21 protein-coding genes are annotated in these 23,117 nt (G+C 42.9%); 15 read left to right on the top strand and 6 right to left on the bottom strand.

Annotated elements, in window-relative coordinates; translation table 11 throughout:
• Window positions 1-67: 67 nt before the first annotated feature.
• Together OU792_RS00560 and OU792_RS00565 are read right to left on the bottom strand one after the other, a co-directional pair.
• The gene (locus OU792_RS00560) at window positions 68-691 is read right to left on the bottom strand and encodes a LysE family translocator (RefSeq protein WP_274669193.1); all 624 of its coding nucleotides are present in this window, start codon (window positions 689-691) and stop codon (window positions 68-70) included.
• On the bottom strand, window positions 688-2,238 hold the full coding sequence (locus OU792_RS00565) for a GH3 family domain-containing protein (RefSeq protein WP_274669194.1): 1,551 nt from the start codon (window positions 2,236-2,238) through the stop codon (window positions 688-690). The genes OU792_RS00560 and OU792_RS00565 overlap by 4 nt, the downstream gene beginning before the upstream one ends.
• 49 nt (window positions 2,239-2,287) lie before the next feature.
• On the opposite strand from OU792_RS00565, the gene OU792_RS00570 reads away from it, so the two are divergent.
• The 14 genes from OU792_RS00570 (at window position 2,288) to OU792_RS00635 (ending at window position 14,813) form a co-directional block, all read left to right on the top strand.
• The gene (locus tag OU792_RS00570; protein ID WP_274669195.1) at window positions 2,288-2,962 is read left to right on the top strand and encodes a YggS family pyridoxal phosphate-dependent enzyme; all 675 of its coding nucleotides are present in this window, start codon (window positions 2,288-2,290) and stop codon (window positions 2,960-2,962) included.
• 1 nt (window position 2,963) lies between these two features.
• Window positions 2,964-3,347, top strand: a complete 384-nt coding sequence (locus OU792_RS00575; protein ID WP_035482954.1) for a DUF423 domain-containing protein — start codon at window positions 2,964-2,966, stop codon at window positions 3,345-3,347.
• Window positions 3,347-4,648, top strand: coding sequence for a D-alanyl-D-alanine carboxypeptidase (locus tag OU792_RS00580; RefSeq protein WP_274669196.1), 1,302 nt, complete (start codon window positions 3,347-3,349; stop codon window positions 4,646-4,648). Before OU792_RS00575 ends, OU792_RS00580 begins: the two co-directional genes overlap by 1 nt.
• Window positions 4,649-4,696: 48 nt before the next feature.
• Window positions 4,697-5,734, top strand: a complete 1,038-nt coding sequence (locus OU792_RS00585; protein ID WP_274669197.1) for a S66 peptidase family protein — start codon at window positions 4,697-4,699, stop codon at window positions 5,732-5,734.
• Complete coding sequence (locus OU792_RS00590; protein WP_222582784.1) at window positions 5,731-6,450, top strand: SGNH/GDSL hydrolase family protein; 720 nt, start codon at window positions 5,731-5,733, stop codon at window positions 6,448-6,450. The genes OU792_RS00585 and OU792_RS00590 overlap by 4 nt, the downstream gene beginning before the upstream one ends.
• The gene (locus OU792_RS00595) at window positions 6,447-7,127 is read left to right on the top strand and encodes a DUF4377 domain-containing protein (protein WP_274669198.1); all 681 of its coding nucleotides are present in this window, start codon (window positions 6,447-6,449) and stop codon (window positions 7,125-7,127) included. Before OU792_RS00590 ends, OU792_RS00595 begins: the two co-directional genes overlap by 4 nt.
• A 318-nt stretch (window positions 7,128-7,445) precedes the next feature.
• The gene (locus tag OU792_RS00600) at window positions 7,446-8,057 is read left to right on the top strand and encodes a fumarylacetoacetate hydrolase family protein (protein ID WP_026944997.1); all 612 of its coding nucleotides are present in this window, start codon (window positions 7,446-7,448) and stop codon (window positions 8,055-8,057) included.
• Window positions 8,044-9,921, top strand: a complete 1,878-nt coding sequence (locus OU792_RS00605; protein ID WP_274669199.1) for a M23 family metallopeptidase — start codon at window positions 8,044-8,046, stop codon at window positions 9,919-9,921. The genes OU792_RS00600 and OU792_RS00605 overlap by 14 nt, the downstream gene beginning before the upstream one ends.
• A 25-nt stretch (window positions 9,922-9,946) precedes the next feature.
• On the top strand, window positions 9,947-10,396 hold the full coding sequence (gene bcp / locus OU792_RS00610) for a thioredoxin-dependent thiol peroxidase (protein WP_134200856.1): 450 nt from the start codon (window positions 9,947-9,949) through the stop codon (window positions 10,394-10,396).
• Window positions 10,397-10,412: 16 nt separating this feature from the next.
• Window positions 10,413-11,264, top strand: coding sequence for a transketolase (locus OU792_RS00615; protein WP_222582781.1), 852 nt, complete (start codon window positions 10,413-10,415; stop codon window positions 11,262-11,264).
• 21 nt (window positions 11,265-11,285) lie between these two features.
• Window positions 11,286-12,248, top strand: coding sequence for a transketolase family protein (locus tag OU792_RS00620; RefSeq protein WP_222582780.1), 963 nt, complete (start codon window positions 11,286-11,288; stop codon window positions 12,246-12,248).
• 106 nt (window positions 12,249-12,354) lie between these two features.
• Entirely contained in the window at window positions 12,355-12,648 is a 294-nt protein-coding gene (locus tag OU792_RS00625; RefSeq protein ID WP_274669200.1) for a phosphoribosylpyrophosphate synthetase, read from the top strand.
• The gene (locus OU792_RS00630) at window positions 12,645-13,208 is read left to right on the top strand and encodes a GNAT family N-acetyltransferase (protein ID WP_274669201.1); all 564 of its coding nucleotides are present in this window, start codon (window positions 12,645-12,647) and stop codon (window positions 13,206-13,208) included. The genes OU792_RS00625 and OU792_RS00630 overlap by 4 nt, the downstream gene beginning before the upstream one ends.
• A 48-nt stretch (window positions 13,209-13,256) precedes the next feature.
• Window positions 13,257-14,813, top strand: a complete 1,557-nt coding sequence (locus OU792_RS00635) for a glycoside hydrolase family 99-like domain-containing protein (RefSeq protein WP_274669202.1) — start codon at window positions 13,257-13,259, stop codon at window positions 14,811-14,813.
• Between the two features lie 18 nt (window positions 14,814-14,831).
• Here OU792_RS00635 and OU792_RS00640 read toward each other — a convergent pair whose 3' ends face one another.
• Window positions 14,832-16,382: a sulfatase family protein gene (locus tag OU792_RS00640; protein WP_274669203.1), complete on the bottom strand. Its 1,551-nt coding sequence runs from the start codon at window positions 16,380-16,382 to the stop codon at window positions 14,832-14,834.
• 154 nt (window positions 16,383-16,536) lie between these two features.
• Here OU792_RS00640 and OU792_RS00645 point away from each other — a divergent pair, with 154 nt between their 5' ends.
• Window positions 16,537-17,307, top strand: a complete 771-nt coding sequence (locus OU792_RS00645) for a YdcF family protein (RefSeq protein ID WP_134200842.1) — start codon at window positions 16,537-16,539, stop codon at window positions 17,305-17,307.
• 1 nt (window position 17,308) lies between these two features.
• Here OU792_RS00645 and OU792_RS00650 read toward each other — a convergent pair whose 3' ends face one another.
• The 3 genes from OU792_RS00650 to OU792_RS00660 all read right to left on the bottom strand — a co-directional run bounded on the left by OU792_RS00650 (window position 17,309) and on the right by OU792_RS00660 (window position 23,094).
• On the bottom strand, window positions 17,309-18,610 hold the full coding sequence (locus tag OU792_RS00650) for a type II toxin-antitoxin system HipA family toxin (RefSeq protein ID WP_134200840.1): 1,302 nt from the start codon (window positions 18,608-18,610) through the stop codon (window positions 17,309-17,311).
• Window positions 18,604-18,942 (bottom strand): helix-turn-helix domain-containing protein, encoded by a 339-nt coding sequence (locus tag OU792_RS00655; protein WP_026944989.1) that lies wholly within the window; start codon window positions 18,940-18,942, stop codon window positions 18,604-18,606. Before OU792_RS00655 ends, OU792_RS00650 begins: the two co-directional genes overlap by 7 nt.
• A 291-nt stretch (window positions 18,943-19,233) precedes the next feature.
• Entirely contained in the window at window positions 19,234-23,094 is a 3,861-nt protein-coding gene (locus OU792_RS00660; RefSeq protein WP_274669204.1) for an AAA domain-containing protein, read from the bottom strand.
• Window positions 23,095-23,117 lie beyond the last annotated feature (23 nt).

Raw genomic sequence — 23,117 nt, forward strand, 5'->3', positions numbered from 1 at the left:
TAAAAGATTTCAAAGAATTAACATTCAGGAAGATACAAAAAATCAAAATAGAATCAGACTCCAAAAATCAATTCATACTTGCCCACCAAATCAGGCGAATACCAAAACCTACCATGATCAGTCCGACTACCTTATTTAAAATTTGCATTAACCTAGGAGTGACTAAATGAGCGAGCTTTTTGGCTACAAATGCTTTCAGCAAATCAATACTGAAAACCGTGATTAAGATGCCTGAATAATATAAAAGGATGTCTGATGTATCCCAAGTTGATTTAAGATAGACCAAGCTAGCAATCGAAATCCAAAAAAGTAGAACAAAGGGATTGACCCCATTGATGCTAAAGCCCTTGGCAAAGGCAGTTCGTTTTTTGATTTTAGAAATACTTAGCCCACCTGTACTGGGTCGGTCTGCTCGTTTTTTCACAAGGGAAATCAACCCAAAACCAATCAATATCAATCCTCCTACATAGCCAAGAACTTGCTCAAATAGCGTAGTGTCTGCCAAAAAACGAATTCCATAATAGGTGACAATCACATAAATCGAGTCACTTGCCAAAATTCCCAAAGCAAGTACTGCCGTTCGCCTAAAGCCATGCTCCAAGCTATTCTGAATCAAGGTAAAAAAAACAGGTCCTATCATTGCGGATAGAACCAAGCCCATGCTTATACCCTCAATCAGCGCTGCATTCAAAACTTTTCTCCTTTCTCATGGATGAATTGCTGCCAGGCCTCCGATTTCTCACCTTTCAAAACTCTCGGAAATTTATTCTGACCACCCTCTTTACCCTGAAAGCGCATCCATTCATAAAAAGTCTCACTTGGCAATATTTTGACAATCACCTCTCGCAAGGCATGATTCCGCTCCACGGCATAGTCGTCATTAAGCTCTTTCAAGAATCGGTCTAGCAGGAATGACAGCTTTTGCTCATCCACCTGATCATCAGTTCCGATGTACCAATGATGCGCAAAAAGACTTCCATGAGGCTGACCCAATACCGTAAATTCTTTTACTCGAATATCGAGCTCTGAGGCCGCCATTTCTACCGCGCGATTCATATTATCTACCGAAAGGTGCTCCCCACAAAGGCTTAGAAAATGTTTTGTTCTACCCGTGATGATGATTTCACTCTCCTCTTTGGAAACAAATCGCACAGTATCTCCAATCAAATATCTCCAAGCGCCCGCACAGGTAGAAATAAGCAAGGCATAATCAATTCCTTCCTGAACCTGATCGATTTTATAGGTTTGAGCAGTGGGTCGGATAATGCCGTCTTCATCGAAATTTTCCTCATTGAATGGAACAAACTCATAAAAGATCCCATTATTCAATACCAATCGCATGGACTTTCGTCCAGGCAATGCCTGAAAAGCTAAAAATCCCTCGGATGCCAAATAGGTTTCGATATAAGTAAGTGGTTTTCCAAGTAATTTTTCAAAGCCTTTTTTGTATGGCTCAAAGGATACACCTCCATGAACGAAAATCTGGAGATTAGGCCAAATGTCATGAATCGTCTCTACTTGGTAATGAGCAATTATTTTTTCAATCAAAATCTGCAGCCAAGCCGGAACCCCTACAATAATTCCTATATCCCAGTTCGGAGCTTTTTCCACGATCTGATCAAGCTTGTCTCCCCAATTTCGATTTTTGGAGATTTGTTTTCCGGGCTTATAAAAACGCTGAAACCAGATCGGCAGTTTACCGGCAGTAATCCCACTCAAATCCCCGGAAAAGTAGGTTCCGTTAAATTCCAAATCCGTACTCCCCCCAAGCATCAAAATACCTTTCGTAAACAATGAATTGGGAAGATCATACTTCGACAAGGTCAAAATCTGCCTCACACCTGTTCGTCGGATAGCTCTGACCATTTCCTTGGTAATGGGAATGTACTTGGATGTGGCACCTGAAGTGCCCGAACTAAGGGCGAAATATTTGACCTTACCTGGCCAGGTGACGTTTTTCTTTCCTTCTAATAACTCAAACCACCATTCCTCGTAAATCTTGTCATAGTCATAGATAGGCACTTGCGCTTTATATCGATCATAGTATTCGTCATCATGCTGCCGAAACCTTCGAAGGATCGAGGCGAAATCGTACCTCTCGCCTATGGCTGTTCGAGTACCTTGAATCAGAAGTTTTTTCAACTCCCTTCGCTGAAGCTCCATCGGCCGGGAATATTCCTGTTCTAAACTTTCCCTAAGCCTTATGCCTTTTTTTAGTAAAGTACTGATGATCGCCATATCTTTGTCTGGGCTGATTTTCTTAAAAAAACTGATCTAAAAATAGAAAATGGATATCAAAGCAAATCTAGAAGCAGTAAAAAATTCATTCATAAATCCAGATTGCCAGCTGGTCTCTGTCAGCAAAACAAAGCCGGTAGAATTACTCATGGAGGCCTACAATGCCGGCGTGAGGGATTTTGGAGAAAATAAGGTCCAGGAAATCCAAGAAAAACAACCTCAGATGCCCTCAGACGTGCGTTGGCACATGATCGGACATTTGCAGAGAAACAAGGTAAAATACATCGCTGAATTTGTCCACCTGATTCATGGCGTGGATTCGTTCCGACTCCTGAGAGAGATCGAAAAACAAGGCAAAAAAGTCAACCGAAAAATCCCGGTATTACTGCAAATCCACATTGCAGAAGAAGAAAGCAAGTTTGGTTTTGACAGGGAAGAGCTGCTTGAAATGTTAGAAAATGATGATTTCAAAAGGTTTCAGCACGTACACATCCTCGGATTAATGGGGATGGCGACTTTTACGGAGAATTCTGATCAAGTTCGAAAGGAATTCAGATCATTAAAATCTCTTTTCGATGAATTGAAGGAAAAAGCACTCCCTGACTTTGTGGAAATGCAGGAGCTTTCCATGGGGATGAGTGGAGACTATCAGATCGCTCAGGAGGAAGGCAGCACCATGGTACGGATAGGTTCGGCAATTTTTGGAGCAAGAAACACGCATTGATATGAACGGAAAACAAATCATACAATTAGCAGCTATCCTTGGTGCCTTGGCAGTAGGAATCGGGGCTTTTGGAGCGCATGGCTTAGAGGCCAGACTAATAGAAAATGGCAGACTCGATACTTTTGAAACAGCAGTAAAGTATCATTTTTATCACTCATTAGGCGTTTTCCTGGTGGGGATTTTGGCCCTAATCAAACCTGATTGGCGCGGGCTAAGTTTCTCTGCCATCAATCTAAGTATAGGAATACTAATTTTCTCCGGTTCGCTCTACTTATTATCCATCACGGGAATCACCTGGCTGGGGGCGATCACCCCTATCGGAGGAGTTGCTTTTATAAGTGGCTGGCTGGGTTTATTTTGGGCCATGACCAAAAATAAAAACTGATGACTAAGAGTTACTTTTTGACCTTTTTATTCATTGGATCGCTCCTTTTCTCCCATTTCTCATTTGGTCAATTATCCAGAGAGGAATACGAAAAATTAGAGCAATCCTTAGGACAAACCAGCTTCTTTGGAGGGCATTTGACAGGGTTTATGTTGTATGACCTAGATTCTCAGCAAGTTCTTTATGAGAAAAACTCGCAGATTCACTTCACTCCTGCATCCACGACCAAGCTATTCACCTTGTTTGCCAGTATTTTGGTTTTGAATGATTCCACTCAGACATTTCGATATGTGAGCAAAGGTGATACCCTGCACATTTGGGGAGCAGGCGATCCAAGTTGGGATTATTTAGATCTTCCCCAACCTGACTTTGATTCTTTTTTTGCGCCATACGATATTATATCCTTTTCAGATGCTAATCTCCGATCCACTCCCTTCGGTGCAGGCTGGCAATGGGATGATTATCTGTATTACTTCTCCGCAGAGCGAAGCAGTCTTCCTATCCATGGAAACTTGCTAAAAGTATTGCCAGGGAAATCCAACCCTCGTGTTTTTCCAACACGTTTTCAGTCAATGATTTCGACAACCAATCGGGATATCAAAGACATGGAGCGGGACTTTCACAGCAATCATTTTTTTTATAACCCAAAATCCTACCGAGGTCGGGAAGATTACCTTCCGCTTCTTACCTCTCCGGAGCTTTTTGTGTCATTAGCTAGTGATGCCACTGGCAAAAGTTGGATTTATAGCCCTCACAGTCTTCCCGAAAATCATCAGCTTTGGCGTGGAGCAACACTTTTCCCTATTCTAAAAGAGATGATGCTGGAAAGTGATAATTTCCTTGCCGAACAGTTGATGTTTATGGTCTCTGATCGACTTTTTGGAGAAATCGATACCGAAAGGGCTATCGAATATATGATTGAAAGCTTTCTAACAGACCTTCCAGATGAACCTATTTGGGTGGATGGAAGTGGACTTAGCCGGTATAATCTATTTACGCCTAGGACGATGGTCGGACTTTTCGAAAAACTCTATCGGGTGGTCCCGGATCAAATGCTTTTCGAGCTTTTGCCAACAGGCGGTGTATCGGGCACCATCGAAAATGAATACAAGGCAGAAAGCCCATATATCTTCGCCAAAACTGGAACGATGAGCAATAATCATAGCCTTGTAGGGCTTATCCGCGGAAAAAGTGGAAGATATTTTGCTTTTGCTTTTATGAATTCAAATTATCCTTGGAAGGCCTCCCTTGTCAGAAGGGAAATGGAAAAGGTACTCAGTAGCCTCAGGGACATGCTTTGAGTTACTGATGAATATTCGCTAGATTCAATTTCACGATATATATATATTATGAACAAAAGATCTTTTTTGAAAACCGCCTTTCTGACGGCGGCTAGTATGCCTTTTCTGGGCTTTGATTCAAAATCCAGCCAAAAAATGATTCTTCCCAAAGCCTTGTCCAAGGGTGACACGGTGGGACTAATCAGTCCATCAGCTGCCACTTCTGATCGCATGCAATTTACTTTTGCAAAAGAAGCCATGGAAGCTTTAGGACTAGAAGTCAAATTGGGAGAGCATCTGAAAAACAGAAGGGGCCATCTGGCAGGAAGTGACGCTGAACGCGCTAGCGACTTAAATTCGATGTTTGCTGACCCTGAAATCAAAGCAATTATTTGTATCCGAGGAGGTTCGGGTGCTGCCAGAATCTTGCCTCTGATAGATTATGAGCTGATCCGGAAAAACCCAAAAATACTTCTTGGCTATTCGGATATTACCGCTCTGCATCAAGCAATTTACGCCCAGACAGACCTGATTACCTTTCACGGACCCAATGGAACAGGATCTTGGAACAGCTTCAATGTGGAGCAGTTTGAGCGGCTCTTTTTTAAGCAGGAGCAGCTTCTTTTTGAAAACCAACAGGTGCAGGGAGATGATTTAGTCATCAAATCCAACCGAATCCAAACGCTTCAATCAGGAATCGTGCAGGGAAAAATTCTTGGAGGAAATTTAACCGTCCTGACAGCCCTTTCAGGTACTCCCTATTATACAGATTTCGAGGATGCTATTTTATTTATCGAAGATATTGGAGAAGATCCATATAGAATTGACCGGATGATGAGCACCCTGAAACTGAATGGTACCCTGCAGAAGATCAAAGGATTCATTTTCGGGCAATGCAGCGATTGTGAACCAGGCGGAGGGTATGGAAGCCTGACAGTTGACCAAGTCTTAGACGATTATGTTTTACCTCTGAATATCCCTGCCTATTCAGGAGCGATGATTGGACACGTTGCCAAACAATTTATTGTCCCTCATGGCGCCAAGGTAGAAATGAACGCAGATTTGGGTACCTTTAAGCTTATCGAAAATATATTTGATGCATCATGAAAATCGCATTGCTCACCAGTTTGATTCTAGCTTTTGCAGCCTGTAATCCCTCAGGTCCAAAAAGTAACGAAAATGATTTTGCCGCTATGAGAACACCAATTAAAACCTACCTGGCACTGGGAGACAGTTATACCATTGGGGAAGGAGTAGATGAAGCAGACCGATACCCAAATCAATTGGTCAAAAGACTCAATCAGGAAACTGCTCATCAATGGCTCGAGGCTGAAATCATTGCTAAAACAGGTTGGACCGTAGATGAATTGGACAAGGGAATAGATGAAGCAGGCCCGACAGGAGAGCCTTACGACTTGGTCACATTACTGATTGGAGTCAATAATCAATACCGGGGAAGATCAGTCGATGAATATCGGGTAGAGTTTGAGCAGATGCTTCTCAGAGCTATTGGGTATGCTGGCAATCTGCCCAACCACGTAATAGTCCTTTCCATTCCAGATTGGGGAATCACGCCATTTGCTACCAACCGAGGAACAGACAAGGCTAAAGTCGCGGCAGAAATCGATGCTTATAATGCTGCAAAACGCTCTATTTGTGGGAAATACGGGATTAAATTCATCGATATTACTGAGGACTATAGAGCCGTGGGTGATCAGCCAGAAATGCTCGCTGAAGATAATTTACACCCTAGCGGAGAGATTTATACGCGTTGGACGGAGTTGCTATTCGAGCAAGTAAAAACCATTTATCCTGAGCCATGATTAGATTACTGACTTTAAGCGGAATATTTATTTTATTGCTATCCTGCCAAGATCAACCTACAGGTCAGATTGAGACCTGGTGGGTCAATTCGGCTAAAGTAGAATGCATTGGTGTTGGCCCCGTGAATTGCCTTCAGATATCTAGAGAGGAAGAGTTGGATCGAAAAGACTGGGAACTCTTTTATTCTACAATCGAGGGTTTTGACTATGAACCAGGTTTCATATATAGACTTGGGGTCGAAATCGAGGAAAAGGAAGAACCTAGTCCTGCTGACGCGTCATCAAAACGCTACAAATTGCTAAAAATAATGAGTAAAGAAATGGATCCTGCACTACAAATAACTAATATTTGGAAAGTCATAGAAGTAGGCGAAATAAAGGACCCCAAGGGCTTTAAAAACGGTGAGACTTTAACCTTCGAATTCAACACCTCTGGAAAGACCTACTTTGGAAATATGGGATGCAATACCGTAAGAGGCCAAATCAAAGAGAATGATGGAGAAACCCTGATTTTAGGACCGGGAGCAAGCACCAAGATGGCCTGTCCAGATATGAGTGTGGAAAATGCTATCAGCAAAGCCCTGATTGACACAAGAAAATACAAAATCGAAAATCGAGAACTTCATTTAATGAATGAAGCGGATGAAATTTTGATGAAGCTTTTAGCCGTCGATTAGCCGGTGAAATCTCATTCTGGCAGAAATGGGATAAATCACCCCGCTCCTCACATTTTGCAAAGTTTTGTGCAAAGACGGTGGCTTTCGTTATTTTTAAATCATCATTGCCAAAAGCTCAAAAAACCCATGAAATGCCCATGAGAAAAAACTTCTCACACAGGGGAATGATTATCCAGGGCATTCCATCTGACCGTTAAAAATCAAATTATAAACAGATGAAATCGAGCATGACGTACCCATCACACAGAGGGATGCCCCGATGGATCGGGGAATTTATGCGAGATTCCATATGACCATTAAAAAAGCAATAAAAAACATATGAAAATCATCTGCATCGGCCGAAACTATGCGGCTCATATCGAAGAACTCAAGAATGAAAAACCGGGAAACCCTGTCGTTTTTCTCAAGCCTGATACTGCTTTATTGAAAAATGGAGCTCCTTTTTACTATCCGGATTTTTCGAAAAATATCCATCACGAAGCCGAGTTGGTCCTGAAGATTTCAAAAGAAGGAAAGTATATCCAGAAAAAATTTGCACATCGATATTTTGAGGAAATTGGTCTAGGAATTGATTTTACTGCTAGAGATCTTCAGGAGCAGTGCAAAACGAAAGGTTTGCCTTGGGAAATTGCCAAAGCATTTAATGGGTCGGCTCCGATTGGAGATTTTGTCTCGGTAGATAGTATTGGTGATTTGAATGACATTTCATTTCATCTGACGATAAATGGTGAAGTCAGACAAGAAGGGAATACTTCCATGATGCTTTTTGATTTTGGTACGATCATAGAATATGTTTCTCAGTTTTTCACGCTGAAGAAAGGTGATCTCATCTACACAGGAACACCCGCAGGAGTAGGCCCGGTGAAAATTGGAGATCGATTGGAAGGATATCTTGGAGAACAAAAACTACTGGACTTTGAAGTCAAATAAAGCCGCGCTTTTTCTCGTCTTTTTATTTCTGTTCCCGCTTTCGAATTCTTGGTCCCAGGGAGTCATTCGGGACTATTTTCGCTCGCCGGTCAAGCCTGGTGGGAGAAACTATCTTTCCGGTAATTTCGCAGAGCTTCGCCCCAATCACTTTCATACAGGACTGGATTATAAGTTTGGCGGTGTAGAGGGAGAGCCCATCTATGCTGCAGCAGATGGCTGGGTACATCGGATCAAAATATCCACCTATGGCTATGGGAATGTGATTTACCTGAAGCACCCAACCGGGCACATTACCCTTTATGGACACTTGCGAAACTTCAATGATAAGCTTCATCGATTCATTGTTTCAAAAATGTATGAGCAGCAGGTGAACGAGCTGGAGCTTTACTTAGAACCTGGAGAACTCCCAGTGAAAAAAGGAGAACAGATCGCCAATGGTGGAAATACGGGTAGTTCGGGAGGCCCGCACCTGCATTTTGAGATCCGGGACAGCTTAGACCGGGCGATGGATCCGCTCTTGTTTGGATTTCCTGAAATCCTCGACCGCACCCCCCCTACTCCACAGACTGTTGCTTTGGTCCCGTTGGGAATCGATTCGAGGATCGATGGTAAGTTTGAAAGAAAAGAGTTTCCACTAGTCAACAGGGGCGGAAATTTTGCAATTGCAGAACCGATAGAGGTAACAGGACGGGTCGGGGTGGAAATTAGAAGCTTTGATCAACTCGACGGAGCAAGCAACCGAAATGGGTTTCCTCATTTTGAAATCTGGAAAGAAGATTCCCTAGAACTAGCCCTGACTGTGGATAAGGTTGACTTCAATTTTACCAGACAATTTTTACTTCACACTCATCAAAATCGCTTTACCAAACTCTATTTTCAGCCTGACCTGAAATATGATTACATCTATCCGAAACTTCCCACTGCAGGCTATCTAGAACCAAACATTGGAGAGCGTGCTTCCTATCAAATCCGATTGAGAGATGCTTTAGGCAATCAGCGGAATATAGATTTTACCCTGCTGGGAAAAGACCAAGAGTTTATCGTCAACCTTCCTTCACCGCCTTCCCGAGCGCAAGTAGATTATATCGGTAAAATGCTCAAAATAACTGCTCCTGTGAGTAATTTGGGCGGATTAGCTCAATTCTACGTAGGAAATCGAATCTTTGAAATGTTGCCTGCTTATCAAGATGAACAGACCCGGGTCTATCTTTGGGATATGCGTTTTGGCATTCCTGATGAAATCGATATTTGCTCCGAACTGATCAAACCAGAAGTCAGAGCGCAAATTCCAGTTGGGGAAGAAAAGCTTTTTGCGGAAAAATCTATTCAAATAGCTTTTGATAGAAATACCCTACTCGAAGATTTGTATCTGCGAATCAGCCAAAACGCTTCCTCCACCAATCCTCAATTACAAATTAACGATGGGGATGAGTATCTCTGGAATTCGATGGAAGTGCTCTGGAATATTTCAGGGGGGAATTGGGACAAAAAGCGAACTCATGTCTATCAAATTAGCAGCAGCGGGCGAAAGTCTTTTGTGGGCGGTTCCTGGGAAGATTCTTCCATTCGATTTAGAACAAGAAATTTTGGTACTTTTACCCTTGCTGAAGATCAAACAGGCCCGAGCATTCGCCCGGTAAGAATAAGTCGGGATGAAATTCGGTTTACCATTCGAGATGATCTCTCGGGAATTGCCAGTTTTGAAGCCAAGGTAAACGGAGAATGGGTTTTGATGCGATATGAGCACAAAAAGTCCCTGATTTGGTCTGAAACTTTAGACAAACAACCGCTCCAGGGAGCAGTTATATTGAGGGTCACCGATCAGGCTGGAAATGTCAGCGAATGGAAAGGGACCATTTCATAAATGTTTTACTTTAACTATTGAGATTATGTCACTAGAAGTAGGCCAAATGGCACCAGATTTTGAAGCGAAAATTGAAAGTGGAGAAACCATCAAGCTTTCAGATTTCAAAGGTAAAAAAGTCATCCTTTATTTTTATCCCAAAGACAACACCCCCGGCTGTACTGCTCAAGCCTGCAACCTCCGAGATAATTATGAAGCTTTGCAAAAAGCTGGCTACGTAGTTTTGGGAATCAGTTCGGATTCTGAAAAATCACATCAGAAGTTCATCGAGAAGCAATCTCTGCCTTTCTCACTCATTTCAGATGAAGACAAAACAGTTCATGAACTTTACGGAACATGGGTAGAAAAGTCCATGTATGGTAGAAAATATATGGGTACTGCCCGAACCACTTTTGTCATCGATGAAGAAGGAAAAATCGAAGAAATCATCGAAAAAGTAAAAACCAAAGATCACACGGCTCAAATTATTAAATAACCTATAACCCAGCCTAATGGAAAAACAATCAATCGAACAACTCCAAAAAATCTGTACCCAACTACGAAGAGATGTACTTCGTATGGTCCATGCAGTACAATCCGGGCATCCAGGTGCCCCCCTTGGATGTGCGGAATTCTTTGTCTCATTGTATTTCGATATCCTGAGACATGATCCTAATTTCAACATGGATGGAAAAGATGAAGACCTTTTCTTCTTATCCAATGGACACCTATCGGCAGGTTGGTATTCTGTGCTGGCTAGAAGTGGATATTTCCCGGTAGAGGAGCTGAAAACCTTCCGGAAAATCAACTCCCGACTCCAAGGTCACCCCGCTACAGAGGAAGGTCTACCTGGGATTCGGGTAGCTTCAGGCTCACTAGGCCAGGGGCTTTCAGTAGCTCTTGGTGCAGCACAAGCAAAAAGGCTAAACGGAGATGATAAGCTAGTGTATATTCTTTTAGGAGACGGGGAATTGCAGGAAGGTCAAGTATGGGAGGCTGCCATGTATGCAGCACATTACGGAGTGGATAATTTGATTGCCACGATTGATTATAATGGGCAGCAAATCGACGGACCTACGGAGAAAGTCATGGACCTCAAAAACCTCAAGGCCAAATGGGAAGCTTTTGGCTGGGAAGTGAATGAGATCAAAGATGGAAATAATCTTGAAGCGGTTTTAGAAGGCCTGAAAAAAGCCAAATCCCTCAGTGGTAAAGGCAAGCCGGTCATGAACCTCCTCTATACCGAAATGGGATATGGTGTGGATTTCATGGTAGGTACGCACAAATGGCATGGTTCACCACCAAGTGATGAGCAACTTGCCGATGCTTTAGGCCAACTCGAGGAAACCCTCGGCGATTATTAATCATTCCCAAACTTGAAGAAAATGAGCTTAGATTTAAAATTCACTTTTACAGAAAAAAAAGATACGCGTTCCGGTTTTGGTGACGGTTTTCTAGAAGCAGGAAGAAAAAACCCTAATATAGTTGGTCTTTGTGCTGACCTCATCGGTTCACTTAAGATGGGCGCTTTTCAAAAAGAATTTCCAGATCGGTTTTTCCAAACCGGTATAGCTGAAGCTAATATGATTGGCCTGGCAGCAGGGATGACTATTGGCGGGAAGATCCCTTTTGCTGGGACATTCGCCAATTTTGCCACCGGACGGGTCTACGATCAAATCCGTCAATCTGTAGCCTATTCAGACAAAAATGTCAAGATCTGTGCTTCACACGCAGGTTTGACCTTGGGAGAAGATGGAGCTACGCACCAGATTTTGGAAGACTTGGGTATGATGAAAATGCTTCCTCACATGACCGTGATTAATCCTTGTGACTACAATCAAACCAAGGCAGCGACCTTGGCGATTGCCGAGCATGAAGGTCCGGTTTACCTGAGATTTGGACGACCAAGCTGGCCGATCTTTACGCCTGCCGATCAGAAATTTGAGATTGGAAAGGCCTGGAAAATGATCGATGGTAAAGATGTGACCATTTTCGCTACAGGACACTTGGTCTGGGAGGCAGTTGTAGCAGAGGCGATGCTTCGAGAAGAAGGAATCCATGCCGAGGTGATCAACATCCACACGATCAAGCCTTTGGATGAGGAAGCAATCTTGGAGTCTGTAGCAAAGACTGGCTGCGCAGTATCAGCAGAAGAGCACCAGATCAACGGAGGCTTAGGTGACAGTATCGCTCAAACCTTAAGCCGACACAATCCTGCTCCTCTGGAATACGTAGGTGTGAATGATAGCTTCGGAGAGTCAGGGACTCCTACTCAGTTGCTAGAAAAGTATGGCTTGAATGCCGAAAATATCGTCAAAGCAGCCAAAAAGGCCCTCAAAAGGAAGTGATCCACCAAAAACTACAAAAACCTAAAACCACAGAACTTCACTCTGTGGTTTTTTTTATGATCAAAAAAATCCCGTAACTTGAATAGAGACTAAAACAACATTGTCTATGCAAAATTACGAACCCACACTAGTTGAAACTTTACAGAAGGTACGAAAAGAGGGCTATACTGAGGATTTTAACATCCGCTTTGACAGCATCATTTGTGGTGATGTTTGCCTTTTGCCACAGCAATTTGAGGTGGATAAAACCTATCGATTTGAAGGTCAAAGCAATCCCGCTGATGAAGCGATTCTTTACACCATTTCTTCTAAGGATGGAAAAATCAAAGGAGTTTTGATCAATTCATATGGCACTTATGCTGATGACTTCACAGCAGACATGATCAAAAAACTTCAATGATTGTAGAAAATCCGCTTCATCTCCCTTCTCTTGGGCAGATTCATCTTGCTCCTATTCAGATTTCTGATCAAAGAAAGCTTTATGAATTGATGGGGAAAATCTATCGAGATGCCTATCAACCGATTTGGACAGATGGAGGAGCTTGGTATGTGGACCTCATTTACGGAAGGGAGACTTTGGAAAAAGAGCTTAAAAGAGAGCGATCCCATTATTTTTTTATTGAGGTTCAAGGACAAAGAGCGGGAGTTTTCAAATACGACTTTCCATTTTCCCCAAGAGAAACACCCATCCCAAACGCTATGAAAATTCATCGATTGTACTTGGATTCCCGATATCATGGCACAGGCTTAGCCAAGCTTCTGATGGATTATGCAGAAAGGATCGCAAGGGAAAATAAACTTGAAAATATATGGCTTGAGGCAATGAGCTGTCAGCCACAGGCAAAGCGCTTTTATGAAAAATGCGGCTTTGAGGTGGTACATTCATACCAGTTGGATTTTGAAAGAATCTACCCGGAATTTCGGGAGATTCTGATAATGCGAAAAAAGCTTTTCAATTAATTATTTAAATTGATTCTCTATTTCTCTTTTTCCTAAAATACGCAGCTAATGAAAAGTTTATTTCAAACCTTGTTTTCCTGCTCACTATTCCTGTTATTTTGTGCCTGTCAAAATGAAAAATCAAATACAATTTTTTCACAAAAGGCAGGCTTTGGACATTTTGATTTTAACCCTCCCCAAGAAGAATTAGCTGGTGAAGAATTGGTAGGTGTCTACTTTATGCCTTCTTGGAATACCTCACCGGATCCCAATGTGGACCGGGATAGCTTTTGGTCTTGCATCCAGGACCCAAAAAACTGCGCAAGCCTGCAAAACCCAGGGATTTGGGGACCCAAAGGCAGAATCTACAATGCTAGATATCCTTACGAAGGACCTTATCTTGACCGCAAACCTATCAAAGAACTCAAAGGCTTTTACAAACGAACTGATCCCGAAGTAGCTCGAAAGCAACTTCAATACATGAAAGAATATGGGATTGACTTTTTTGCTTATGACTGGTTCTTCGGAAGAAACTACTATTACCACCTTTATTTCGGACCGCAGGCAAAGATTTACTACCCAGAAGGCTGGAAAATAGACCCAAATCGGGATGGCCGCGTCGCCGTACCGGGCTTGGTAGAATGGGGCGATCAGCTTGAGGTCCTTCTCGCCGAGAATGCCAAGCTTCCCAAGGAAAAACAGATGAAATGGGCCGTCAATTGGTGTGATGACAGCCATGAACGCTGGATCGCTTGGCTTAAAATTGGTTCGCCAGACGAGCTAGCAAGAAAGGCCAATTATGAAGGAGAGAAACCAAATAAAGAACTCTACCTTCAAGTACATGACAAAATCACCCAACTTTGGATCGATCAGTATTTTAGCAGGCGTGACTACCTGCGTGCTGAAGATGGTAGACCGGTAGTCTATTTTTACTTTCCGCAGGATGCCGAATCGAGAGCAGCATTTTACGGCCTGACATTAAAAGATCTGCTGGATCGATCTCAAGCTTTAGCCAAAAAAGCAAAGCTTCCGGGTATCAAATTCATTGCAGTCACTGCTGGTCCGATGCTGGAGCGCGAGAGAGCTTATGGATTACCTACACAGTGGAAAGCTAAAAATCCAAACAGACCCTGGGAAGGCGGGGAATACCAAAAAAAGATGCTTCTTCAGGAATACGTCCCGAGGCTAAAATCTATGGGCTTTGAAGGGATGACTGCTTATGTCTACCACAACTTTTTGGAAAAGGACAATCGATCCTACGCCGATATGCGAGAAACCTACCGAGGGCATTGGAATATGTGGAGTGAAAAATTCAAGTCAGATCCGAATTTTGAGTACCAAGTTCCGGTAGCTATGGGATGGGATATGCGTCCGGCAGGGGGAACTTGGCCACAGCAGACAGGCTTCCCATCCGAACCTTACAAAGACCGTGTTCATAGCACCAAAAGCACTTTCCGAGATAAGCTAAAAGAAGCCTTAGCAGTATCCCAAAAATACCGTGCTTCAAATGGTAAAACTATCATGATATGCTGCTGGAATGAATATCTGGAAGGCAACTATATCGAGCCAACCGAAGGACATGGGTTTGATTATTTGGAAGCCATTCAGGAGGTGTTTGAGAAATAAGAATTTTACTTAAAGCCTCTATTTCAATTCCAATTCCTCCACATTCGCAGATTCTATTCCACGGATTTGTTCGAATCTCTTGATCATTTCTTGAAGCTTTTCAGGGTTTGATTCAGCAAGATTCCTTTCTTGAGATAAATCCTCCGCTAAATTGTAAAGCTGGTATTCAGGAGAATTCCCAAGTTCAATATTGACTTGACTTTGTAATGCAGGTCCTGAATATGGTGGAATCATGACCCAATCTCCTTTTCTGAAAGCAGTCCTACTAGTAGCTTCCAATACAAATTCATCCCTTCCCCGATCTGTTTTCCCCAAAAAAACATCCAGCAGATTCTCACTATCCTGCCCAAAATTTTCAGCACCGACTAAGGTTCCTAAGGATGCCATCAAGTCAATTTGAGTCACAAGAGCTGAAGAAGTTTTAGGTTCTATCTTTCCTTTCCAATAGACCGCAAAAGGCACCCGTGTTCCTGCCTCAAAGAGACTATACTTCCCGCCTCTGAGGGGTCCTGTGGGAGTATGATCACCGATTTTCTCTACCGCATCATCATAATATCCGTCATTCAAGACAGGCCCATTATCACTGCTCAAAACGATTAAAGTGTTTTCTAGAATTCCAATTTCTTCTAAGTGCTCTATAAACTTTCCCACCATCCAATCTGCTTCCAAAATCGCATCGCCTCTAGGACCCATACCGGACTTCCCCACAAAACGAGGATGTGGTGTCCGTGGAACATGAGGTTGCTGCAAGGCGTAGTACAAAAAGAAGGGCTTACCTGATTGAGACTTTTCCCCCACAAATTCTTTCGCTTTTTCCAAAAAATGATCCGCCATATCCACATCACTCCATTTGGCAGCTTCACCACCTTTCATAAAACCAATCCGGGGGACACCGTTCACTATACTGTTATTATGCCCATGATGCCATTTCATTTCAACCAGTTCTGGATGGGTCAAGGCTGTCGGTTCTCCAGGAAAATTTTTCTCATAACTCACCTCAATCGGATCATTAGGATCCAATCCAACGACCTGTCCGTTTTCAATGTAAACGGTGGGAACCCTATCTTGAGTAGCAGCTAAAATGTAGGAATAATCAAAGCCTACCTCGTTTGGTCCCGGGCTAATTTTTTTATTCCAATCTACCGATCCAGAACCAAGACCCAAATGCCATTTGCCCACTATACCTGTTTGATACCCCTGATCTTGAAGCATTTTTGGAAGCGTGTACTGAGCTGTATCAATTAAGAGAGGTGCAGTCCCGGGGAGTATTTTGGCATTTTGATTTCTCCAAGGATATACTCCTGTAAGTAAAGCATAGCGGCTGGGTGTACAAGTAGCAGAAGATGCGTAGCCATTGGTAAATTTTACCCCGCCATTTACCAGCCGATCCAAATTGGGTGTGGAGAGTGTCCCTGATTTATAGGCACTGACATCACCATAGCCCAAATCGTCGAAATAAATGATCACAATATTGGGCTTAACAAGCTCAGAAGAGTCTTCTTTTTGCTTTTCGTTACAAGAAAATAAAATACTAATCAGAAGGCCAAAAAGGATAGTTCGATAATTCATAGCACAATTGGGTGGTAGAAGAACACAATTTATTAAAAATCAGGATAGAAAAAATTGAATGCTAATAGGGGAGCAAGTCCATTCACATTAAAAGCTTTCGGGTTTTTCAAATTCAGTATTTTTTAGCTTTTCTTTGTTGCAAACCATAGAGCCCATGTTCTTCTACCTCTCCCAGTTTCTCAGTTTTCTAGCCATGCCGCTGACAATTGTGATAATTCTGATCGTTGGAGGAATACTATTTATCAAAAGAAAATGGGGTAAAAAGTTGCTTTGGGCGGGAATCGGGCTTTTGCTCTTTTTCACCAATCCCTTTCTTTCTAATATGGCTTTATTGGCTTGGGAACCTGATTTCAAGTCGTTTGAGGAAATTGAAAATCGTGAAATCGGCATCGTCCTAACCGGCGTCACCAATCTAAGTAAAACAGTCTACGATCGTACCTTTTTCAACAAAGGAGCTGACCGAATCACGCATGCCCTCCAACTCTACCGCATGGGCAAAATCAAAAAGATCCTGATCACCGGTGGACAGGGTCTCAATCCAGTCAATCCCCAATCTGAAGCTGAATTGCTAAAACGCTTTTTGCTGATGACTGGCATGCCCGAATCCGATATTTTAATCGAAGATCAAAGTAAAAACACCGCCCAAAACGCCCAGTTTACCAAAGCCTTCTTAGAGCAAAACAACATCTCAACCGATCAGGAATTTATATTGATTACTTCGGCCTTTCACATGTATCGAGCTAAAGGTTGCTTTGATAAAGTAGGTTTGAATACGGTGTCTTTTCCAACAGATTACTATTCGCATGATATCAAGTATGACATACCGTCCTTGTTATTCCCAGACCCTTATTCTTTGGAATATTGGACCAAGCTTTTCAAAGAGTGGATTGGAATCATCGTTTACAAACTGGTAGGATATATTTGAATTATGCTAAAAGTGTTGCTTGAATAGAATCACGGAGTTTGGGTTCTACCTTTACCTCTTCTGCAAATTCATTCCATCGCTTCACAACCATTCTAACATGATCGATCTTTTCATCCGGTTTTTTGATATTCATTTTTCGTGCAATTTCCAGAAAGTCTGAATCAGTGATCCCCTCCCTTTTTCCATTCACCTGGAGGGACTGACTACTTACCCAAAGACTTCCTGGACGATAGGCATGGCAAATATCATAAGCTGGAGAAAGCTTCCACTTTCCGCTTTGATCCATCAGAAATGCGAAGTTTTTGGTATGATCGTCGCAGTTGCGCGCAAGTACATTGAAGACCATTCGGATAAATAGCTGTTCCGCTTCGGGGTAGCTTAGTCTCAGCATTCGCATGGTCTCAAATACCTGCTCGTAACTGTTGACTCCCACTTGGTTGAAATCAAAATGACGCATACCGCAGAGACTTTGCATATGGATTTTCTCCCCACTATCCGTTCGATCAAAGCGCTTGGTCATAAAGTGAGCACGTCCATTTTCCTCCAAAAGCCGAGATTCATTCATTTCAATCCCTGCTTCCTTTGCCATCAGGTAATAAGCCATTTCGACCCTTCCATAACCCACCGAAACGCCAAACTGAGAGTCATGCACTCCATCAAACTTGATCAGCCAGTAAGAAAAGCCTTTTGGCGCCTTCACCTGACCGCTCTTCACTTCTCCAGTTTTGGGATTGAAAGCAATGACGGCCTTGGCCCTTGCCCCGCCGGCCGAAGTCCCAATTTTAAGAATGTCCGCCATGGCTTCTTCCTCTTCTTGGGAAAGATCGGTTTGGAAGCTCTCCCGAGTATTTAGGATTTTATTGGCAATGGATACCAGACTATCCAGCTCAAGGCTAGTTGACTTGCTTACCTCTGTACGAAGTGAAGGCTTAATCTCCAAGGCACCCACTCCTCGTTTTCCGATAAAACAAAGCAATTCCACCGGGTTGAGACTGTCTGTTGGACGACCATTTTGGACCAGCCAGGCATTGATGAGTTGATTGCCGTATTTGTCGGGAAGCATATCCGCCAAAAGCCCAGGCAGTCCCTTGAAGGTATCAAAAGCATCATTTCTTCCTCTACGAGTCTCCGGGAAAGAATACAAACGCTTCCCCTGTCTAAGCGGCATGGTTATAGGTGCTATATCCCAGCCCGAGCGAAGAAAGCTCTGATCAAACTCAAAGCTTGCCAGCTGCTGGGATTCATCCCAAAGGATCGCTCCTGCCAGTCGATCCCAAAGCCAAACCTCAGCTGCAACTACCATTCTGATGGACGATCATCCTCTGCAGCGATATCCGAATGCCTCACTCGCTGCCGCTGATTTTTCTTTTGGAGCTTGATATATTCGAGCGGACTAATCTGCTGACGCACCTCGAAAGCCTCCAGCAACTGCAACTCATCCAAAACACGAAGCGCCTGAATCAAAGTCAGCAAATGAACCTTCTCCCCTCGCTCAAGTAGACTAAGAGTGGAACGACTCATCCCCGCCTCTGTAGCCATCTCGTCCTGAGTCTTATTGAGGGCCATCCGCTTCTTTTTGATGAAGTCTCCAATCATCCGGAGTATGGCCATATCTGAAAGCTGTGCAATATCCATGCATTAAATATCATACATTAAATCAAATTTTACAAGTTAATGAATGAAATATCAATCAAAATATAAATTATGATGCTAGATACAAAAATCAAGGATTTCCTATTTTGAATCTCCATAAATAAATGATTAATCATTCATTATATCTAAATTAAAATTTTTATGAATGAATTATCACTCATAATAAGCAGATATTGATTAAATTAGAGTTTTATTACACATGAATCCAAAAAAGTCTTATGTCTTGATTCTTCTGTCTTGGCTCCAGCTTCTTGATACTAGCTACTCGATACTTCAAAAATTCCTGCTCCACTCCCACTGCCACTTCCAGCCTTTTTCCTCCAGTAAAATCGGATGATAGGCCATCGCAGCTTTGGCGGTCGACGCATCAAAAAACCGCTGATCATCAGTCAAAATCGCCGTTTGTTCCCCAGACTGATCAGTCCGAATCAGATCCATCACCGAAGAAGGAATTTCTTTGGCATAGGAATTATCTTGCCTCAAAAGCTGATTTTTTAAACTCCAGTCCATTTCAAAACCGGGCACTTTCACCTCAGGGGCAGGAATACTTCGCTCCTTGCTTTGTATCTTTACCCAAGCTAAAAACTCACGGAGCAAGGCCAAACCTGGGTTATTGAGTTGACCGGGACGGAAATCCTCCGGCTCGATGGAAGAAATCACATGCAGCATTTTTCTAGCCCGAGTGATGGCGACATTCAGCCGGTTTTCCGCTCCAGACTTGCCCAAAAGTCCAAAATTGGTCACCAATTTCCCCTCCCGATTAGGAGCATAGCCCAAAGACATAACCACCTGATCAAACTCATCCCCTTGGACATTTTCGATATTCCGAACTTTAATGGATGCATCCTGTAAACCTTCTTTCCATAATAGTTCACGAATCAACTCCATCTGAAAATAATTGCCAGTCACAACTCCAATTGAGTCCTGAGGTTCATCTCTTAAAATCAACTGAGCACGTTTCACGACAGCCTCTGCCTCCATTCGATTGATCTGATTTTCCCAGATCCCTTCTACTTTTTCCCATGAAAAAGGAGCCTTTCCAGCCTTGACAGTAGTGTAATTCGGCAAAGTCTCCAATCGATTTCCATAGAATTGTCGATTGGAAAAGTGAATCAAAGCCGGATCAGCGGAGCGATAATGCCCTCTCAACTGCAAATTCTCAAAGAAATGACCTGCCAGTTCCAGTAAAGACTCGGCCTCGTACTCCATCCCGTCCTCCTCAGTATCCCACTTCACCTGGTAAAAATCCGAAGGTCTCAATTGCTTGGAGTCCCCGGCCACGACTACCTGTTTTCCTCTTAGCATAGCAGGCAAACCTCGCTCAACTGGACACTGCGAAGCCTCGTCAAATATCACCAAATCAAAGACCTGACTTGTTGGAAAAACAGCTGAAACCGTCTCCGGACTACCCAACCAGCAAGGAAGTACCCGAAACACTTCATCTCCCAGTTCCTCCATCAACTTGCGAATGGGCCATTTTTGGCGCTTTTTACTCACTTGATGAAGCAATTCCCGATAAGTCAGGCGATTACCCAAGCGATTGTATTCCAGATTTTCAGCCAGCTGTTCTCGAAGCCTAAGTAAGGCCAAATACCGGGCATTTTTCCGCTTTTCGAGAATGGCAGTTTTAAGTTCATCCATCTCATGGCTGAGACGCAAGGAGCCTATTTCACTCAAACCCGGATATCGTCGCTCGATCTCCCCGATCCATGCCAATCGCCAAGAATTCCAAAAAGTAGCGATGAGTTCATTTAAGCCGAAATCTGGAAATTCCTCAAGCAAATCCATCCCTAATTCTCTGAATTGCCAATCCTCCAAAAACTGATCAAATCCCTTCAATTCAGCAAAAACGGAAGGCCAATTCAGTGGATTCTCTGGAAACACCTGTCCCAAACCCTTCTCCATTAACTCCAAAAACTGCGTATCACTTATCCAAAGTCGATACGAAGCCAAATCTGAAATCACGCTTTCAGACCAATTTTGGATCTGGTCTAATGCTGCTCTAAATTCTGTAAAGGACAGCTCTTCCCAATCCAGCAAGACATGAATCTCAGGAACTGCTTCCCAACTGTTCTTCCAAGCAAGGAGCTTATCAACTTCAATCAAATCAGTGGAAAAATCGCCCCTAGACTCAAAAAATGATGTTTTGGGCAAATCCTTAAACGCTTCTTGAACTTGTATTTTCGACTCACACTCTTGCTTGATGGTGAGGAGGTTTTCGGTATTAAAGATTATCTGATTTTGCTTTAATAGCTGAAAAACAAGAGGAAATTTAGACTTAGAAAATTTGACCTCAAGCTTTCCGAAAAAGCTTTGAGAAAGCGGAATCAAAGTTTCCAATTCCATTCTCAATCCAGTCAAATCAGCACCCAACTCAAATTTCCAGTTTTGTAAAGTTGCGAGGGCATCAATCAGAAATTGACGGATTTCAGCTAGGATTTTTTGTTCCTTAGGATTGAAAATAAGGATAAAGTTCGTCTCAGGATCTGCCAAGCCTGTGAGAGAATTTTGGGTCTTTTGAATCTTCTCCAAAAACTTAGGCTCAGACCAGATAGCTTGAAGGATACTCTTGCCTTTTTCTTCCTTCAGAACTTCAGGAAGCTGTTTTCGATGATTTTCAATTCCATCAAGTACAAGAGAAATCTGAGCGAAATCTGCTGGCTGAACCGCCGAAAAAGAGATTCGATCATCCCAAAAACCTCCATAAAATCGCTTCTGATATCGCGAAAATATGCTTAAATCCTGCTCAAAACTTTTGGCTTTTTCCAGATCTAGTTGAAGCAAATGAGGATGGGAAAAAGAGGCTTCGTCCAAATCAGCCTGAAGGTAAAGGGCTTTGATAGGAATCCCGGCTGGCATATCATCAAATAAAGCTGTTCGCAACTCCTCAAACTTCTCAGAAAGTCTGGAAATGGTCTTGGAAAGCATGCTGAGTTCCCGCTCCAGTTGAATCGCATCAATCCCCCTGTTTTGGCTTTGGTAATCTTCAATAGACTCAATTTGGTTTTTAATCTTTTCAAAAAGGGCTTTCTGATCACCACGAAAATCATGAACCAAAGCCAAAAACGAACCAAAACCGGCCTTTTCTAATCGTTCAAAAACCACGTCTAAAGCCGCTCGCTTTTGGGAAACAACCAGTACTTTTTTCCCTCTTGCGATGTAATCCGACACCAGATTAGCAATCAATTGAGACTTGCCTGTACCCGGAGGACCTTGGATCACTAGGCTTTTTCCTTGCCGAACTTTGATCAAGGCACTTTCTTGAGAAGCATCAAGCGGAAAAACCGGAAATAGGTTTTCCTCCCTGATTTGAGTTTCCTTTTCCTTCGAAAGGAAAAGATGCTGAAACAAATCCTCCAGTGAACTTTCGGAATAATGCTCCTTCAAGATTTCATAATCAGAAAAAAGAAAACTTCCCTTTTGAGCAAATTGACCTAAAACCGCATAAGGTTTCAGGATCACTTTTCCTTCGGAAAAACGCTTCTGATCGAGCGAAATCTGGGAAATTGGGAAAGGAATAATCTGGTCTTCCAACAGGTTGGATTGTACCTGAATGGCAAAGTACTCTGGAATCATTTTGGCCAAGGCTGTCCTAAACTCCAGCGCATCCTTTGGTAGATTTTCCAGCAATTCATCGGAAAAGGTGACAGGCAATGGCTGATGGGTAGCATGCCTCCAAGCGAGCAAGAAGGCTGGATTCCACTGCCAATTTTCCTCTGAAATCAAGGACCAAACCCCATTTTCCTTTCTGAGATGAACCGGTTTTAACAGCAGGGGACTTCGGACGAGCTGCCCGTTAATGAGTTTTCCTTCCACAAAAAGCCATGCCAAATAGAGACTCTGCTCCCCGGTTTCCTCTTGAGTTAACTGGTCTCGAAAAGCCATTCGGGAAAGCCCCTTTGAAACTTGATTGGCATCCGCAGATCGAGGATCCAGATCTGGTGAGAGGATAATCTTCTTTTTGCCTTCGATAGACTTTCTGAGAATCTCAAAGGCAGGATCGCCGTTCAAAAAATCAAACTCCCGAAGGTCCAACATCCCGTACCCTTCCAATTTCGGTAAATACAAGGACCTATTTTTGGCGGACAGGTCTGTGAGCCGATTTAGGTAGGTTTGGAAGATAGATTCGGGCATTTACTTAGGGCTTACTGAAAAAC

The sequence above is a fragment of the Algoriphagus sp. NF genome (assembly GCF_028823735.1).
GTDB lineage: Bacteria > Bacteroidota > Bacteroidia > Cytophagales > Cyclobacteriaceae > Algoriphagus > Algoriphagus marincola.

Bases quoted from the DNA above. Each gene is read 5' to 3' on its own strand.
- OU792_RS00565 (WP_274669194.1), bottom strand. From the start codon at position 2,238: ATGGCGATCATCAGTACTTTACTAAAAAAAGGCATAAGGCTTAGGGAA.
- OU792_RS00570 (WP_274669195.1), top strand. From the start codon at position 2,288: ATGGATATCAAAGCAAATCTAGAAGCAGTAAAAAATTCATTCATAAAT.
- OU792_RS00575 (WP_035482954.1), top strand. From the start codon at position 2,964: ATGAACGGAAAACAAATCATACAATTAGCAGCTATCCTTGGTGCCTTG.
- OU792_RS00580 (WP_274669196.1), top strand. From the start codon at position 3,347: ATGACTAAGAGTTACTTTTTGACCTTTTTATTCATTGGATCGCTCCTT.
- OU792_RS00585 (WP_274669197.1), top strand. From the start codon at position 4,697: ATGAACAAAAGATCTTTTTTGAAAACCGCCTTTCTGACGGCGGCTAGT.
- OU792_RS00590 (WP_222582784.1), top strand. From the start codon at position 5,731: ATGAAAATCGCATTGCTCACCAGTTTGATTCTAGCTTTTGCAGCCTGT.
- OU792_RS00595 (WP_274669198.1), top strand. From the start codon at position 6,447: ATGATTAGATTACTGACTTTAAGCGGAATATTTATTTTATTGCTATCC.
- OU792_RS00600 (WP_026944997.1), top strand. From the start codon at position 7,446: ATGAAAATCATCTGCATCGGCCGAAACTATGCGGCTCATATCGAAGAA.
- bcp (WP_134200856.1), top strand. From the start codon at position 9,947: ATGTCACTAGAAGTAGGCCAAATGGCACCAGATTTTGAAGCGAAAATT.
- OU792_RS00615 (WP_222582781.1), top strand. From the start codon at position 10,413: ATGGAAAAACAATCAATCGAACAACTCCAAAAAATCTGTACCCAACTA.
- OU792_RS00620 (WP_222582780.1), top strand. From the start codon at position 11,286: ATGAGCTTAGATTTAAAATTCACTTTTACAGAAAAAAAAGATACGCGT.
- OU792_RS00625 (WP_274669200.1), top strand. From the start codon at position 12,355: ATGCAAAATTACGAACCCACACTAGTTGAAACTTTACAGAAGGTACGA.
- OU792_RS00630 (WP_274669201.1), top strand. From the start codon at position 12,645: ATGATTGTAGAAAATCCGCTTCATCTCCCTTCTCTTGGGCAGATTCAT.
- OU792_RS00635 (WP_274669202.1), top strand. From the start codon at position 13,257: ATGAAAAGTTTATTTCAAACCTTGTTTTCCTGCTCACTATTCCTGTTA.
- OU792_RS00640 (WP_274669203.1), bottom strand. From the start codon at position 16,382: ATGAATTATCGAACTATCCTTTTTGGCCTTCTGATTAGTATTTTATTT.
- OU792_RS00645 (WP_134200842.1), top strand. From the start codon at position 16,537: ATGTTCTTCTACCTCTCCCAGTTTCTCAGTTTTCTAGCCATGCCGCTG.
- OU792_RS00650 (WP_134200840.1), bottom strand. From the start codon at position 18,610: ATGGTAGTTGCAGCTGAGGTTTGGCTTTGGGATCGACTGGCAGGAGCG.
- OU792_RS00655 (WP_026944989.1), bottom strand. From the start codon at position 18,942: ATGGATATTGCACAGCTTTCAGATATGGCCATACTCCGGATGATTGGA.
- OU792_RS00660 (WP_274669204.1), bottom strand. From the start codon at position 23,094: ATGCCCGAATCTATCTTCCAAACCTACCTAAATCGGCTCACAGACCTG.